Below are 14,090 nucleotides of genomic sequence, written 5' to 3' on the forward strand. Positions count from 1 at the left end.
CGTGGCGGAAAGGTGCCTCTTGCCCTGCACGCCGGTCATTTCGCGCCGAGGCGGTGCCGCTTGCGCCAGGCCACGGCGGCCGCGCCGATCCCTGTCAGCACGATGAAGCCCATCGCGGCCAGGAACGCGGGCGACGTCGGCGACGAGGCCTCGCTGCCCGCGACGACGTATGCGGCGGTGTTCGGGACGGAACCGATGCCGGTGGCCATCAGGAACGGCGGATACCCCATCCGCGACACCGCGGCGCAGTAGTTGGCGGCCGCGAACGGCACGCCCGGGAAGAGCCGCAGGGCCAGCATCGAACGGAAGCCGTGCCGGCTCAGCTGGCCGTCCGCCGCCTTCAGCCAGCGCCCGCGCAGCAGCGTACGGAGCGCGTCCTGCCCCAGCACCCTGCCCAGGCCGAACGAGATGCCCGCGCCCAGCACCGTGCCCGCCAGCGCGGCGGCCAGACCGGCCTGGGCACCGAAGAGCGCCCCCGCGGCCAGATTGAGGAGCGGCCGCGGTACGAACGCCACGGTGCACACCCCGTACACGACGCCGAACAGCGCAACCGCAGCGCCGCCGCTGCTCAGCCGGGCCGGCCAGCCGGTGGCCAGCAACCGCTGCGGTTCGAGGAGCAGCATGGTCGCCGCGGCGGCCAGCAGCAGCACCACGAGCAGCGAGAACCGGGGCCAGGGCGAGCGCAGCGCCCTCGAACAGCGCACGGCCAGGCCGGTGGCGGACCGGGTGTCGGGGGCGGGGTCGAGCATTCGGGGAGACTAACCGACACCCTTGTGTGATCGCCGTAATGTGCCCCGTACGGGCCGCCCCGTCGGCGGGACGGGACTTCGCCGACAGTGTCCGGGACCGGCCCTCGCCGCTGCAGGGGCGCGGACACGAAGCAGCTCCGAAGCCGGTCGGCCCGGGGACGAACTCCCGTACCGGGGCTGCCGGAACGCCCGGAGAGAAAACCATTCGACGGGTCCGCGGCCGTCGGCCATGATCGGACCCATGTTCCGGTACGCCTTCCTCGCAGCGCAGTCCGCAGTCGCGGACGCGCCGAAGGCTGCCGTCGTCCCCGCTTTCGATGCTGCCGCCGCGTTCGCCGCTGCCGCAGCAGCAGTTGACGCAGCAGCGTTCGTCGCTGCCGCAGCGCCCTCCGGCGGCGCCCGAAGCTGACCCTCCCCCGACAGTCCGGCGGACCCCGTAAGGGGAGGGTCGGCAGGGCCCTGGGGTCTTCTCTTCAGCTTCGTATCCAGAAGGAATCGAGCCATGCCCAAGACGGCATACGTGCGCACCAAGCCGCACCTCAACATCGGCACCATGGGCCACGTCGACCACGGCAAGACCACCCTGACCGCGGCCATCACCAAGGTCCTCAGCGACCGTGCCGGCAGCAGCACCTCGTACGTCTCGTTCGACCGGATCGACCGGGCGCCCGAGGAGGCGCAGCGCGGCATCACCATCAACATCGCGCACGTCGAGTACGAGACCGACACCCGCCACTACGCGCATGTCGACATGCCCGGCCATGCCGACTACGTCAAGAACATGGTCACCGGCGCCGCGCAGCTCGACGGGGCGATCCTCGTCGTGTCCGCGGTCGACGGGATCATGCCGCAGACCGCCGAGCACGTCCTGCTCGCCCGTCAGGTCGGCGTCGACCACATCGTCGTCGCCCTCAACAAGGCCGACGCGGGCGACCCCGAGCTGACCGACCTGGTCGAGCTGGAGGTCCGCGAGCTGCTCTCCGCGCACGGCTACGGCGGAGACGGTGTCCCCGTCGTCCGGGTGTCGGGTCTGAAGGCACTGGCCGGCGACCCGCGCTGGACCGGGTCCGTCGAGGCGCTGCTGGACGCCGTCGACACGTACGTACCGATGCCGGTGCGCTACACCGACGCGCCGTTCCTGCTGCCCGTGGAGAACGTCCTGACCATCACCGGCCGGGGCACGGTCGTCACCGGGGCCGTCGAGCGCGGCACCGTCCGTGTCGGCGACCGGGTGTCCGTGCTCGGGGCGGACATCGAGACGGTCGTCACCGGTCTGGAGACCTTCGGGAAGCCGATGGAGTCCGCGCAGGCCGGCGACAACGTGGCGCTGCTCGTGCGTGGGGTGGAGCGCGACCGGGTCCGCCGCGGCCATGTGGTGGCGGCGCCGGGCAGCGTGACGCCCAGCCGTCGCTTCACCGCGCAGGTGTACATCCTGTCGGCGCGGGAGGGCGGCCGGACCACACCGGTGGCCACCGGCTACCGGCCGCAGTTCTTCATCCGTACCGCGGACGTGGTCGGCGACATCGACCTCGGCGAAGCGGCAGTGGCGCGCCCCGGCGACACGGTCACCATGACCGTCGAACTGGGCCGTGACACCCCGCTGGAGTCCGGCCTCGGCTTCGCGATCCGGGAGGGCGGCCGCACGGTCGGCGCGGGCACCGTGACCACCCTGCTCTGATCCGTATCCGCTCACGCAACGGACCTGTCCCCCGCGCCCCACGGGCGGCGGGGGACAGGTCCGTTGCCATGCGCAAGACTGACGGCATGGCAGACATTGCACTGGTGCTCGGAGCCGGTGGCGTCACCGGAAGCGCCTGGGAGACCGGGATTCTGTACGGACTCGCCGAGGCGGGTGTGGACCTGTCCACCGCCGGTCTCATCATCGGCAGCTCCGCCGGGGCCGTCGTCGGCGCCCAGCTCGCCTCCGGACTGCTCGGCCTCCCGGAACTGTACGCCCGCCAGCTCGCCGATCCTCAGGGCGAGACCGGCGGCAGGCTCGGCACGGCCACGCTCATGCGTTACGCCCGTGCTGTGCTGACCGCGGGCAGCCCCGAGGCCTACGGGCAGAAGCTGGCCCGAATGGCGCGGGAGGCCCGGACCGGAATCACCGCGGCCGATCGGCGGGCTCTGATCGCGAGCCGGCTCCTGACGCCGGAGTGGCCCGAGCGGCAGCTGCGCATCACCGCCGTCCACGCGGCAACCGGGGAACTCCACACGTTCGACAGGGACAGCGGCGTCCCGCTCGCGGACGCCGTCACCGCCAGCTGCGCCGTTCCCGCGGTCTGGCCGGTTGCCACCATCGACGGTCAGGACTGGATCGACGGTGGGGTGTACTCCCCGGCCAACGCCCATCTCGCCGCCGGATGCGAGCGCGTCGTCGTCATCGCACCGACGGCCAGTGGCAACAAGGTGATCGTCTCGCCCCGGTCCCAGGCCACCGACCTCGAAGCGAGGGGAGCCCGGGTCGCCGTCATCACCCCGGATGCGGCCGCCAGGAAGGCATTCGGCCGCAACCCCCTCGACCCGAGCCGCCGGGCGGCCGCCGCACGAGTCGGACTCGCCCAGTCCGCGGCGCACACCGAGAAGGTCGCCGCGGTTCTGAACGGCTGAACCCGCACCCCACAATGGAAGGGTGAACGAGCCGATACCTGTGATCCGGGACGTGGATCAGGGCACCGCCAGACTGCTTCCCGATGTGGACCGGGACCGGGCCTGGCTGCTCACCGTCGACGGCGCACCCCAGTCGTACGTCGACCTCGACGATCCGGCCCATGTGGAGTTCGAGTACGCGCGACGGCTCGCCCATGTCCTGGACTGCGCCGGGGAGCCGGACACGCCCCTCGACGTACTCCACCTCGGCGGCGGCGCACTCACCCTGCCCCGCTATGTCGCCGCGACCCGGCCGGGCTCCCGGCAGGTCGTCGCCGAGGCCGACCGCGGCCTCCTCGCCCTGGTCACCGAGCAGCTGCCGGTGCCCGACGGCAGCGGGGTCACCGTGCACGCCACGGACGCCCGCGGTCTGCTGGAGGAGACACCGGCCGGGTCCGTGGACGTGCTGATCGCGGATGTCTTCGGCGGCTCCCGTGTGCCCGCGCACCTCACCTCGGTCGAGTACGCGAGGGCGGCCGGGCGGGCGCTGCGGGACGACGGCGTCTATGCCGCCAACCTCGCCGACAGCGCGCCCTTCGGCTTCCTCCGCTCGCAACTCGCCAACTTCGCGGCGGTCTTCGACGAGCTCGCTGTGATCGCCGAACCGGCGGTGCTGCGCGGCAGGCGCTTCGGGAACGTCGTCCTGGTCGCCTCCCGCAGCCCCTTCGACATCGCGACCCTGGCCCGCCGCTGCGCAGCCGACGCCTTTCCGGCCCGGGTCGAGCACGGTGCCGCGCTGGACCGGCTCATCGGCGCGGCCAGGCCGGTCGGGGACGCCGACGCAGTGCCGTCACCCGAGCCGCCCGACGGCGCCTTCAGCATCGGCTGACGACGCCTTCCCGGCTGCGGCGGACGGCCCTGCGGCCACCGGCGCCGTGGCGGCCGTCCGGCGGGTGAGGTTGCGTACGTCGGGTACGAACAGCACGGCCCCCGTGACCAGCACGACCAGCACCGCGCAGCCCCAGAGCGCCTGACCTCGCCCGACCAGGTCCTCCACCGGACCGGCGACCGCGGTGGCCAGGGGCAGCATCGCCACCGATCCGAACCAGTCGTACGCCGAGACACGCGACAGCTTCTCCTCCGGGATCTCCTGGTGCATGGCCGTCATCCAGGAGACCCCGAACACCTCGATGGCGACGCCGCTGACGAACATCACCGCGCTGAGCCCGGCCACCGGCAGCGGTACCGCCAGCGCCGCCGAGGGCAGGGCGAGCGGGAAGACGCAGAGCGTCCCGGCGAGCAGCAGCCGCCGGGGCCTCCAGCGCATCATCAGCAGCGCCCCGCACAGCGTGCCGACCCCGAATGTGGCGAGCGCGAAACCCCAGGGGCGGGCGCCGCCGAGCTCGTCCCTGGCGACCAGCGGCCCGTACACCGACTCTGCGGCCCCGACCACCGCCACCACCACCGAGAACTGCGCCACGATGGACCACAGCCAGGGGCGGCCGATGAACTCCTGCCAGCCTTCGCGCAGATCCGAGAGCAGCCCGCCGCCCGGTCCGCGCGACGGGATGTGAGCGACATCGAGGAAGGCGCGCAGCGCCCCGGCCACCGCGAACGCCGCGGCGTCGACGGCCAGCACCCAGCCCGGGTTCATCGCCGCGATCATGGCGCCGCCGAGCGCCGCACCACCGATGGCGGCGCCGTGCATCGACATCCGGAAGAGAGCGAAGGCGCGGCTGGCCTGTTCGCCGCTGACGCTGGACATCAGCATGCCCTCGGCCGCCGGGTTGAAGAAGGCCTGCCCGGTGCCGCACGCCGCGGTGAGCACCATCATCTGCCACAGCTTCGGATCGCCGGCCAGGACCAGCCAGGCGAAGGCGGCCTGTGAGACGCAGTTGAGGGCGTTCGCCGCGACCATCACGCGGTGGCGCGGCAGCCGGTCGGCGATAGCACCGCCGATGAGCAGGAAGACGACCAGAGGTGCGGTACGGGCAGCGGCGACCAGGCCGACGTCGCCGCCGTCACCGCCGGACTCCAGAACGGCGAACGCCGTCGCGATCAACGCGCCATGGGTCCCCAGGCCCGTGATGATCGCGGCGGCGGTCAGCAGACTGTAGTTGCGCCCGGCCCAGGCAGGGCGGCGCATGCGGGACGGGGGAACGGAAGCGGGAGTCACCAAGGGACTATCCCTGTCCGGACCCCGACCTGCCAAATGCACCGCCCGGGCGGTACGCGGAGCGGATGTGGATCAGGAGCCGATCAGACGTGCATCAGGACTTGGTGACGTCCGTGAGCCGCAAGGTGCTGAGGATCTTCTGGATCGTGGTGTCCGGCAGTTCGCCCTCCACGTCCGCCCCGGCGTAGAGGATCCATGAGGAGTACTCACCGTTCTTGTTCTTGAAGGAGAACGCGATCGACTTGCCGTCGCTGTCGCACTTCTTCTTCTTGGTGACGCCGGGCGCGGTGGCCGTGACGACACTGCCGGTGACACCTGACTTGGTGGTGTACGCCTTGGGCTTGCCGATCTTGATAGTGCCCTTCGGCATGTGCTGCGCGTAGGCGGCCCACACCCAGTTCGCGGCCTCGTTCGTTGCGGCCTCGTCGGTGCTCTTCGCACCCTGGGCGCCCTTGGTGCCGACCCCGGCCAGGCTCATGTCCTCCTTGGTGCCGTCCTTGTCGGCATCGTCGACGCACCACTTGCTCTTGTAGTACGCCGGCGCGGAGAAGCCGACCGCGGGCGACCCGTCCCCCTTCTTGTCGTCCTCGAAGAAGGAGAATATTCCGGGTGCGGCGACCTCCCAGTCACCGGGCACGTCGAACTGGGTGCCCCACTTGGGGTTGGTGACGACCTTCCAGCCGGCGATGAGGGGCTTGGCGTCCCCGTCGGTGCCGCGCGGGTTCGCCTCGGGCGAGGACGCGCCGTCGGACGGCTTCGGGGAGGACGACGACTTCCCGCCACCGGCGACGTCCGTGCCGCCCTTGTCGTCCTTCTTGTTCATCACCACGACACCGGTGACCACGGCGGCCACGACCACGGCGGTGGCCGCGACGATCGCGACGACGGTCGTCGACTTCTTCTTGTTGTCGCCCGGCTGCGGCGTACCGGGCGGACCGGGAACCGCGTACTGCGGCACGGTCGGCTGCTGGTACGGGTTCGGCTGCGGATATCCCGGCTGCCCCTGCTGCGGATAACCCGGCTGCTGCCCCTGCTGCGGGTAACCGGGCTGGCCCTGCTGCTGATATCCCGGCTGCTGATAGGGATTCGGCTGCTGGTACCCCGGCTGCTGGTACGGGTTCTGACTCTGGTCCTGCGGGTTCTGCTCGCCCCCGGGCGGCTGCTGTCCTGGCCACATGGCGAGTAACGATAGAGGGGCGGCGGCCGGTCGGCTACGGCCGCCCCCGTGAGGGAACGGTCAAGGTGGCCGCCACGTGGTCGCCCTGAGGCGGGCGAGGATGGTCAAATGTTCTACTCGTGAGTAACATTCGGCGCATGAGCGCTGAACAGATGACAGTCGGAGACATGCTCGTCGCCACCGTTCCGATGGCCAGGACCCTCAATCTGGAGTTCCTCGAGACGACCGCGGAGCGTGCGGTCGTCCGCATGCCCGACCAGGCGGACTACCACAACCACGTCGGCGGACCGCATGCCGGAGCGATGTTCACGCTCGCCGAGTCGGCGAGCGGCGCGATCGTCATCGCCGCCTTCGGCGACCAGATGTCCCGCGCCGTACCGCTCGCCGTGAAGGCGGAGATCGGCTACAAGAAGCTGGCGATGGGTGTCGTCACCGCGACCGCGACCCTGGGCCGGCCGGTGGCGGACGTCGTCGCCGAACTCGACGAGGGCAAGCGGCCCGAATTCCCCGTCACCATCGAGATCCAGCGCGCGGACGGCGCGGTGACCGGTGAGATGACCGTCGTCTGGACCCTCCGCCCGAACGCCTGAGGGCCGCACCGCCCGACCTGGGCCGTCCCACCCCTGACGAGGGCCCGGGGCGGCCCTTCGCGCTGTCCGGGCAGGTGGTGCGACGGGTAGGCTGCCCGGCGTGCGCCGAGGAGTTGCCCGGCGGGCGACAGCACATCAGTACGGGAGGAATCGGCGTTGCACATCCAGGAGTGGCTGGAGACGGTCCCCGCGGTCAGCGTGTACGTCCTGGTGGGCGTCGTCATCGGTCTGGAGAGCCTGGGCATTCCGCTGCCCGGTGAGATCGTCCTCGTCAGCGCGGCACTGCTGGCCGCCGGGCACAGCGGCATCAACCCGGTGATCCTCGGCGCCTGCGCCTCCGCCGGAGCGATCATCGGGGACTCCATCGGGTACGCGATCGGGCGCAGGGGCGGCCGGCCGCTACTCGCCTGGCTCGGCGGCAAGTTCCCCAAACACTTCGGTGCGGACCAGATCGCCATGGCGGAACGGTCGTTCCAGAAGTGGGGCATGTGGGCGGTGTTCTTCGGCCGCTTCGTCGCACTGCTGCGTATCTTCGCCGGACCGCTGGCCGGCGTCCTGCGGATGCCGTACTGGAAGTTCCTGATCGCCAATGTGCTCGGCGGCATCGTCTGGGCGGGCGGCACCACGGCCGTCATCTACTCGGTGGGGGTCGTCGCCGAGGCCTGGCTGAAGCGTTTCTCCTGGCTCGGACTGGTGGTCGCGCTGCTGATCGGGCTGACCTCGATGCTGGTCCTCAAGAGCCGCGCAAAGAAGGCGGCGGCGCAGTCCGGGGAGCGCACCGCAGCCGAGCCGGAAACGGTGTCGGCGGCGGACTGAGTCGCCGACCCGGCTGCCTCGGGCCGACGGCTCGTACGGCGCTCAGCCCTGGTGTGCCTGGCGGTGCGCCTTGGCCAGCTCGACGTAGCCCACCGCGTTGAACTTGATGCCCTCGAGCTCCTCCTCGGTCAGCTCGCGCTTGACCTTGGCCGGCACGCCCGCGACGAGCGAACCGGGCGGCACCTGCATCCCCTGCGGGACCAGCGCCTGAGCGGCGATCAGCGAACCGGCGCCGATGTGCGCCCCATTGAGAACCGTGGCTCCCATGCCGACCAGGACGTCGTCCTCGACGGTGCAGCCGTGCAGTACCGCGTTGTGGCCGACCGAGACGCGCTCGCCGACCATGACGGGGAACCCGGGGTCGGCATGGACGCTGCAGTTGTCCTGGATGTTGCTGTCGGCACCGATGGTGATGGGAGCGCAGTCGGCCCGCAGCACCGCCTGGTACCACGCGCTGGAGCCCGCGGCCATGGTGACCTCGCCGATCACGACGGACGTCGGTGCGGCGAAGGCCGCCACGTCGATGTCCGGTTCGTGGCCGCCCATGCCCGTGATCAACGCCTGCTCTGCCATCGCCCGTTCCTCCGTGCTCCGGTTCGTTCGGCCGCGTGGTCCGGCCGCCGTTGTTCGATCGCCTTTGCTCGATCGAGCCAGGGGAACGGTATGCGACGGCCGTTCCCGCGCCGCGGAGTGGGGTGAACATCACAGGACACCGCGGTGATCGTTCCGGCCGTGCCGACTACCGTGAGCGAGTGCCGAAGAACAGCAACACGTTCTCATCCCTCACCGCCTGGCGGCGCCGTGTCCTGTCCCGCGCCGTCCACCGCGGTTGGCGTGCGATCCAGGAAGCAGGCGCGATCACCGCGCAGCACCCGGGCGGGCTCCGCTTCGGCCGCATCGGCGAAGGGACTCGACTGGCCTTCCCGCAGGGCACCGTCTTCGGTGAGCCGTGGATCGAGCTCGGCGGCCACTGCATCATCGGCGAGCAGGTCACCCTGACTGCCGGACTGATGCCGGACCTGGACCTCGGCTCCGAGCCCATCCTGACTCTGGGGGACGGCGTGGTGCTCGGCCGCGGCAGCCATGTCGTCGCCGACACCACGGTGACCATCGGCTCGAACACGTACTGCGGGCCGTACGTGTACATCACGTCCACCAACCACAGCTACGACGATCCGCACGAGCCGGTCGGCAGACAGTGGCCACGCATGGAGCCGGTCGCCATCGGGCCGGGCTGCTGGATCGGCACGGGCGCGGTGATCCTGCCGGGGGCCCGGCTCGGCCGCAATGTGGTGGTCGCGGCAGGCGCGGTGGTACGCGGAGAGGTACCCGACCACGCGGTGGTGGCCGGGGCACCGGCACGTGTCGTGCGCAGTTGGGATCCGGTGAAGGGCTGGCAGCCGCCCCTGCGTACGCCCGCCCCGGTGCCGATCCCGGCCGACGTCACGCCCGAACAGCTGCTGGCCGTCGCGGAACTCGAGGAAAGGTAGGGCTGTCCCGTACTCCCCGGCCCGCCAGGGATTACGGGGCAAGCCCCTGCGGCCGGCTTCCTATCCGGTGGCGAGCAGTACGGTCCCCACCAGGGCCAGACCGGCCCCCGCCGCCTGCACCGCGCGCAGCCGTTCGCCCAGGACGCCGCGGGCGGCCAGGGCCGTGACCACCGGATAGAGCGAGGCCAGGACGGCGGCCACGGTGACCGGGCCGTGCTGCGCGGCGATCGAGTAGGTGCCGTTGGCCGCGACATCGGCGAGGCCGACGAAGGCCAGGGCGGGCAGCGTGGCCAGCAGTACGGTCGCCCCGCCCTCCTCGGGCAGCGCGCGCGCCCCGCGCCGTACCGATACGTACAGTGCCGCGCCGCCGACCGCGATGTTGGTGAGGCGCTGCACGAAGAGCGCCAGGAACAGCCCGGTGACCGTCGTGGACGCCTCCGCGATGAGCGACATCACCGCCCCGAAGCCGAATGCGGCCACCAGCGTCAATAGCACCGCCTGCCGCTGCACCGGCGCTCCGCGCAGCTCCGGTCCACCGGCCAGCACGATGCCCGCGATCGCGACGCCGACCCCGGCGAACTGCAGCAGCCCGGGCCGCTCGCCGATGACCAGTCCGACACTCACCGGCACCGCGACACCCAGCGAGCCGAGTGGCGAGACGACCCCCATGGGGCCGAGCGCCAGCGCCTTGTAGAAGCTCAGCATGGCCACCGGGCCGACGGCACCGGCGGCCACGGCGAACCAGAGCTGACCGCCGGCCTCGTTCCAGCCGCCGGTGGCGACCACGATGATGCCCAGTACCACCGCCGCGACGGTCTGCGAGGCGACGACCACGGTGAGCGCGGGCGTACGCCGGGTGAGCAGCCCGCCGCCGAAGTCGGCCAGCCCCCACAGCAGGCTGGTGGCCAGGGCGAACAGTGCTGTCATCGGCATGCCTCGCAGTACAGTGCGGTGAACGGTTGGGTGCACCACACCGTAGTGCAGTATTTTTGACTCTGTCATCCAGAATATTGGACGGAATGTGTCTGACCTCGACCAGCTCACCCAGTCGCTCGCGCGCAACCTCAAGCGCTGGCGCGGTGAACGTGGCTTCACCCTGGATGCCCTCGCCGCGCGCGCGGGGGTCAGCCGCGGCATGATCATCCAGATCGAGCAGGCGCGCACCAATCCGAGTGTCGGCACCACGGTCAAGCTCGCCGACGCCCTGGGCATCAGCATCACCACCCTGCTCGACTACGAACAGGGATCGCATGTCCGACTGGTTCCCGAGAGCCAGGCGGTGCGCATGTGGTCCACCGAATCGGGCAGTTCCACCACCCTCCTCGTCGGTACGGAGGCCAGAGGCCCGATCGAACTCTGGTCGTGGCGCCTGATGCCCGGCGACGGCAGCACCTCCGACCCGCACCCCGAAGGCACCGTCGAACTGCTCCACGTCACGGCGGGCGTGCTCACCCTGGAAGTCGACGGCGAGGCCCATTCCGTACCCGCGGGCACCTCCGCCACCTTCGAGGCGCACCACCCGCACGCCTACCGCAACGAAGGCTCCGAACCGGCCGAGTTCACGATGGCGGTGTCCATCCCGCCCGTACGCTGAGACGCCCGATCGACTGCCGTACGGTCGCTGTTAGCGTGGCGGGTATGCGCGCACCCATCGGCACCTTCGAGAATGCCGCCCCCGCCGTCGACCGCATCGACCTCCTCACCCCTCCGGTCGCCGAGGCCGTGCGCGAGGGGTGGGGCGGTGTTCCCGCGGACCGGATCCTGCATGTCGACACGGACCCGGAGATCGCGGACACGGCGCTCTTCGTCGCCCACCACGGCGCCGATCTGCTCGACCGGTCGGCCAACTGCGTCGTGGTGGCCGGCAAGCGCGGCGGCGAGGTCACCCTGGCAGCCTGCGTCGTCCTCTCCCGCACGCGCGTCGATGTGAACGGGGCGGCCCGCAAGCACCTCGGCGCCCGCAAGGCGTCGTTCGCCTCCATGGACACGGCGGTCGGCGAGACCGGCATGGAGTACGGGGGCATCACCCCGATCGGACTCCCGGCCGGCTGGCCGCTGCTGCTCGACCCCGCAGTGGTGGACGAGGAGTGGGTACTGATCGGCAGCGGCAGCCGCCGGGGCAAGCTGATCGTCCCGGGGAAGGCGCTCGCAGCGCTGCCGGACGCGGTGCTCGTCGAGGGGCTCGGCGTCACGGTGTGAGGCGCCGACGCTGCTGTTCGAAGTCGTCGCGGTGCCGGGGTCCGCGCAACTCGACGGAGGCAGCGGAAAGCACCGGGAACCGAGGGGGCGTTCGGCCCCGTTACGGCCGCGCCGCCCGGTAGGACGGAAGCCGGCGGGTCGCGAAGTCCACCGCGTCGGTGAAGCGGAAGAGCCGTGCGGTCGCCGAGCCCACCGTGCCGGTGCGTACCGCAGTGCCGTCGGCCGTGCGCTCGAACTCCGCCCCCAGCGCGGCGAAGTCGCTGTCGTCCAGCGCGACGTCCTCGTACTCCCACCAGTGGCGCCTGCCTCCGGTGGTCACCACACAGCGGTAGCTGCGGCGGGGCGGGGCGGGGACGCGGTACTCGCCGAGGTGGAACGCGGTGCAGGAGTCGAAGCCGGTGCCCAGCAGCAGCACTTGAGCCCGTACGTCATAGAGGCAGGCCAGCGGCGAGTCCTCGCCGAGATGGCAGTCCGGGCGGTGGTGCGCGACGAGCTTCTCGGCCAGGGGGCCCAGCGCGGTGAACGACGTCTGGGGGTGGCCGCTGCGCGCGGCCCCCGGCGTCTGTCGTACGGCCTCCGAGAGGCGGCCCATCGACGGTGCGGCCGACGTCGCCCGGTCGAAGGGCGGCATGCTCGCCCGCACAGCCTCCCGGGCCGGGGCGCTGAGGCCGCGCACCCGCTCGCGGTAGTGCGGGGACGTATCGGAGTTCTCCGGTGTGAACGACGGGACGACCAGGGTGCCGTCCGCGCCGATCGCGTCCCGAAGTGCGCCTGTCACCGCTCGTACCCCGCCGCTCACCGCTCCCGTCGCGCGCATCGACGCATGCACCATGAGGACACCGCCCCGCGCCACACCGAGTTCGGACAGCTCATCGGCCAGTCGGCTTCGGCGGTGGGGAACGGTCAGGACGGCGGACGCACCGGTAACACTCACAGCGGGACATTCTCCCAGCCGCTCGGCATGTGTGACACCCCGCACATTCGGCCGAGGCGTGGCACCCCGCTCATCCGTCCAGGCGGGGGATCTCGATCGCGGGGCAGTGGTCCATCACCATGTCGACCCCGGCCGCCCGCGTGCGTTCGTACGCAGCTTCGTCGATCACGCCGAGCTGGAACCAGACCGCCTTCGCGCCGAGCGTGACCGCCTCGTCCGCGACGGCGCCCGCCAGTTCGCTGTTTACGAAGACGTCCACCACATCGACCGGGAACGGGATGTCGGCCAGCGACGCATAGCCCTCCTCGCCGTGCACCCGTTCCGCCTTGGGGTGCACCGGGACCACGCGCTTACCGAAGCGCTGGAGGACCGCGGCGACGCGGTAGGCCGCGCGGGACTCGTTGTTGGACAGTCCCACCACGGCCCAGGTGTCGCCCGTGTCCCGGAGAATCCTGCGGATCGTCTCCGTCTCGGTCCCCGCTGCGTCTGCATACATGATTCGGTCAACGGACAGCGGTCGTGGGCCATTCCCGCCTTGCGCATAGGGTGGCCGGATGCAGGAGCAGTACCGGACGGTCGCCCGAGCGGGCGTGCACGAGACCGAGATCAACCGATCGCGCTTCATCTGCGCGCTCGCCCCCGCCGCCACCGAGCAGGAGGCGCAGGACTTCGTCGCACGCATCCGCAGGGAACACCCGACCGCCAGCCACAACTGCTTCGCGTACGTGATCGGCGCCGACGCCTCCGTGCAGAAGGCCAGTGACGACGGCGAGCCCGGCGGCACCGCGGGCGCCCCGATGCTGCAGATGCTGATGCGCCGCGAGATGCGGTACGTCGTCGCCGTCGTCACCCGCTACTACGGCGGTGTGAAACTCGGCGCCGGGGGACTGATCCGGGCTTACGGAGGGGTGGTGGGCGAGGCTCTGGACGAGCTCGGCACGATCACCCGACAGCGGTTCCGGCTCGCCACGATCACCGTCGGCCACCAGCGGGCCGGCAGGTTGGAGAACGATCTGCGCGCCACGGGACTGGCCGTGCGGGAGGTCCGGTACGCGGAGGCGGTGATCATCGAGATCGGACTGCCGGACTCCGACGTCGAGAGCTTCCGGAGCTGGCTGGCCGATGCGACCGCCGGTGAGGCGCTGCTGGAGCTGGGCGGTGAGGCGTACGGGGACGCCTGATCGCGCCTGGCGGGGTGGGCCGGCCGGGCTGCGGGACCTCTGGCAGGCGGAACGGCCGGGCATCGGAACCCAGCTCGATCTCATTCGCCGAACATGTCGGAGGTGGTGCGCGGCGATGGGAGACTGTGGGCTGTGAGGAAGCAGGTTCGTGAGGGATCAGGGGAACAGCGGCGTTAGCGTGGTCGGTGG

17 protein-coding genes are annotated in these 14,090 nt (G+C 71.2%); 10 read left to right on the plus strand and 7 right to left on the minus strand.

Going from position 1 to position 14,090, the window contains the following annotated elements; genetic code table 11:
- Positions 1-35: 35 nt before the first annotated feature.
- Positions 36-749 (minus strand): TVP38/TMEM64 family protein, encoded by a 714-nt coding sequence (locus tag OHA03_RS26955; RefSeq protein ID WP_267006331.1) that lies wholly within the window; start codon positions 747-749, stop codon positions 36-38.
- A gap of 241 nt (positions 750-990) precedes the next feature.
- Here OHA03_RS26955 and OHA03_RS26960 point away from each other — a divergent pair, with 241 nt between their 5' ends.
- From OHA03_RS26960 to OHA03_RS26975, 4 genes are all read left to right on the plus strand, one after another.
- Positions 991-1,158 (plus strand): hypothetical protein, encoded by a 168-nt coding sequence (locus tag OHA03_RS26960; RefSeq protein WP_267006332.1) that lies wholly within the window; start codon positions 991-993, stop codon positions 1,156-1,158.
- 93 nt (positions 1,159-1,251) lie between these two features.
- The gene (gene tuf / locus OHA03_RS26965; protein ID WP_267006333.1) at positions 1,252-2,427 is read left to right on the plus strand and encodes an elongation factor Tu; all 1,176 of its coding nucleotides are present in this window, start codon (positions 1,252-1,254) and stop codon (positions 2,425-2,427) included.
- A gap of 86 nt (positions 2,428-2,513) precedes the next feature.
- Positions 2,514-3,359 (plus strand): patatin-like phospholipase family protein, encoded by an 846-nt coding sequence (locus OHA03_RS26970; RefSeq protein ID WP_267006334.1) that lies wholly within the window; start codon positions 2,514-2,516, stop codon positions 3,357-3,359.
- A gap of 22 nt (positions 3,360-3,381) precedes the next feature.
- Positions 3,382-4,227 (plus strand): spermidine synthase, encoded by an 846-nt coding sequence (locus OHA03_RS26975; RefSeq protein ID WP_267006335.1) that lies wholly within the window; start codon positions 3,382-3,384, stop codon positions 4,225-4,227.
- On the opposite strand, the gene OHA03_RS26980 is transcribed toward OHA03_RS26975, so the two are convergent.
- Together OHA03_RS26980 and OHA03_RS26985 are read right to left on the minus strand one after the other, a co-directional pair.
- Positions 4,189-5,484: an MFS transporter gene (locus tag OHA03_RS26980; RefSeq protein ID WP_267006336.1), complete on the minus strand. Its 1,296-nt coding sequence runs from the start codon at positions 5,482-5,484 to the stop codon at positions 4,189-4,191. The two genes, OHA03_RS26975 and OHA03_RS26980, sit on opposite strands and share 39 nt — an antisense overlap.
- Before the next feature lie 124 nt (positions 5,485-5,608).
- A complete protein-coding gene (locus OHA03_RS26985) occupies positions 5,609-6,691 on the minus strand; it encodes a hypothetical protein (RefSeq protein ID WP_267006337.1) in 1,083 nt (360 codons plus the stop codon).
- Positions 6,692-6,843: 152 nt separating this feature from the next.
- On the opposite strand from OHA03_RS26985, the gene OHA03_RS26990 reads away from it, so the two are divergent.
- Together OHA03_RS26990 and OHA03_RS26995 are read left to right on the plus strand one after the other, a co-directional pair.
- Entirely contained in the window at positions 6,844-7,281 is a 438-nt protein-coding gene (locus tag OHA03_RS26990) for a DUF4442 domain-containing protein (protein ID WP_030976335.1), read from the plus strand.
- A gap of 156 nt (positions 7,282-7,437) precedes the next feature.
- Entirely contained in the window at positions 7,438-8,097 is a 660-nt protein-coding gene (locus tag OHA03_RS26995) for a DedA family protein (RefSeq protein WP_267006338.1), read from the plus strand.
- Positions 8,098-8,139: 42 nt separating this feature from the next.
- On the opposite strand, the gene OHA03_RS27000 is transcribed toward OHA03_RS26995, so the two are convergent.
- Positions 8,140-8,670 (minus strand): gamma carbonic anhydrase family protein, encoded by a 531-nt coding sequence (locus OHA03_RS27000; RefSeq protein WP_267006339.1) that lies wholly within the window; start codon positions 8,668-8,670, stop codon positions 8,140-8,142.
- Between the two features lie 179 nt (positions 8,671-8,849).
- On the opposite strand from OHA03_RS27000, the gene OHA03_RS27005 reads away from it, so the two are divergent.
- The gene (locus tag OHA03_RS27005) at positions 8,850-9,587 is read left to right on the plus strand and encodes an acyltransferase (protein WP_267006340.1); all 738 of its coding nucleotides are present in this window, start codon (positions 8,850-8,852) and stop codon (positions 9,585-9,587) included.
- A gap of 60 nt (positions 9,588-9,647) precedes the next feature.
- Here the strand turns inward: OHA03_RS27005 and OHA03_RS27010 are convergent, their stop codons facing one another.
- Positions 9,648-10,514 carry a DMT family transporter gene (locus tag OHA03_RS27010; RefSeq protein ID WP_267008174.1) on the minus strand — a complete coding sequence of 289 codons (867 nt, stop codon included), beginning with the start codon at positions 10,512-10,514 and terminating at the stop codon, positions 9,648-9,650.
- 94 nt (positions 10,515-10,608) lie between these two features.
- Between OHA03_RS27010 and OHA03_RS27015 the strand changes: the two genes are divergently transcribed.
- Together OHA03_RS27015 and OHA03_RS27020 are read left to right on the plus strand one after the other, a co-directional pair.
- Positions 10,609-11,181, plus strand: coding sequence for a helix-turn-helix domain-containing protein (locus OHA03_RS27015; protein WP_267006341.1), 573 nt, complete (start codon positions 10,609-10,611; stop codon positions 11,179-11,181).
- A 44-nt stretch (positions 11,182-11,225) separates the two neighbouring features.
- A complete protein-coding gene (locus tag OHA03_RS27020) occupies positions 11,226-11,786 on the plus strand; it encodes a YbaK/EbsC family protein (RefSeq protein WP_267006342.1) in 561 nt (186 codons plus the stop codon).
- Between the two features lie 100 nt (positions 11,787-11,886).
- Here the strand turns inward: OHA03_RS27020 and OHA03_RS27025 are convergent, their stop codons facing one another.
- Both OHA03_RS27025 and OHA03_RS27030 read right to left on the minus strand, forming a co-directional pair.
- Complete coding sequence (locus OHA03_RS27025) at positions 11,887-12,693, minus strand: aminoglycoside N(3)-acetyltransferase (RefSeq protein ID WP_267008175.1); 807 nt, start codon at positions 12,691-12,693, stop codon at positions 11,887-11,889.
- A gap of 97 nt (positions 12,694-12,790) precedes the next feature.
- Positions 12,791-13,216: a CoA-binding protein gene (locus OHA03_RS27030; protein WP_267006343.1), complete on the minus strand. Its 426-nt coding sequence runs from the start codon at positions 13,214-13,216 to the stop codon at positions 12,791-12,793.
- 58 nt (positions 13,217-13,274) lie between these two features.
- Here OHA03_RS27030 and OHA03_RS27035 point away from each other — a divergent pair, with 58 nt between their 5' ends.
- Positions 13,275-13,901, plus strand: coding sequence for a YigZ family protein (locus OHA03_RS27035; RefSeq protein WP_267006344.1), 627 nt, complete (start codon positions 13,275-13,277; stop codon positions 13,899-13,901).
- The last annotated feature ends 189 nt before the right edge of the window (positions 13,902-14,090 follow it).

Origin of the sequence: Streptomyces sp. NBC_00154 (genome assembly GCF_026342835.1) — a bacterium.
In the GTDB taxonomy this organism is placed as follows: domain Bacteria; phylum Actinomycetota; class Actinomycetes; order Streptomycetales; family Streptomycetaceae; genus Streptomyces.

Bases quoted from the DNA above. Each gene is read 5' to 3' on its own strand.
- tuf (WP_267006333.1), top strand. From the start codon at position 1,252: ATGCCCAAGACGGCATACGTGCGCACCAAGCCGCACCTCAACATCGGC.
- OHA03_RS26955 (WP_267006331.1), bottom strand. From the start codon at position 749: ATGCTCGACCCCGCCCCCGACACCCGGTCCGCCACCGGCCTGGCCGTG.
- OHA03_RS26985 (WP_267006337.1), bottom strand. From the start codon at position 6,691: ATGTGGCCAGGACAGCAGCCGCCCGGGGGCGAGCAGAACCCGCAGGAC.
- OHA03_RS26970 (WP_267006334.1), top strand. From the start codon at position 2,514: ATGGCAGACATTGCACTGGTGCTCGGAGCCGGTGGCGTCACCGGAAGC.
- OHA03_RS27010 (WP_267008174.1), bottom strand. From the start codon at position 10,514: ATGACAGCACTGTTCGCCCTGGCCACCAGCCTGCTGTGGGGGCTGGCC.
- OHA03_RS26960 (WP_267006332.1), top strand. From the start codon at position 991: ATGTTCCGGTACGCCTTCCTCGCAGCGCAGTCCGCAGTCGCGGACGCG.
- OHA03_RS26990 (WP_030976335.1), top strand. From the start codon at position 6,844: ATGACAGTCGGAGACATGCTCGTCGCCACCGTTCCGATGGCCAGGACC.
- OHA03_RS27035 (WP_267006344.1), top strand. From the start codon at position 13,275: ATGCAGGAGCAGTACCGGACGGTCGCCCGAGCGGGCGTGCACGAGACC.
- OHA03_RS27020 (WP_267006342.1), top strand. From the start codon at position 11,226: ATGCGCGCACCCATCGGCACCTTCGAGAATGCCGCCCCCGCCGTCGAC.
- OHA03_RS27030 (WP_267006343.1), bottom strand. From the start codon at position 13,216: ATGTATGCAGACGCAGCGGGGACCGAGACGGAGACGATCCGCAGGATT.
- OHA03_RS27000 (WP_267006339.1), bottom strand. From the start codon at position 8,670: ATGGCAGAGCAGGCGTTGATCACGGGCATGGGCGGCCACGAACCGGAC.
- OHA03_RS26980 (WP_267006336.1), bottom strand. From the start codon at position 5,484: ATGCGCCGCCCTGCCTGGGCCGGGCGCAACTACAGTCTGCTGACCGCC.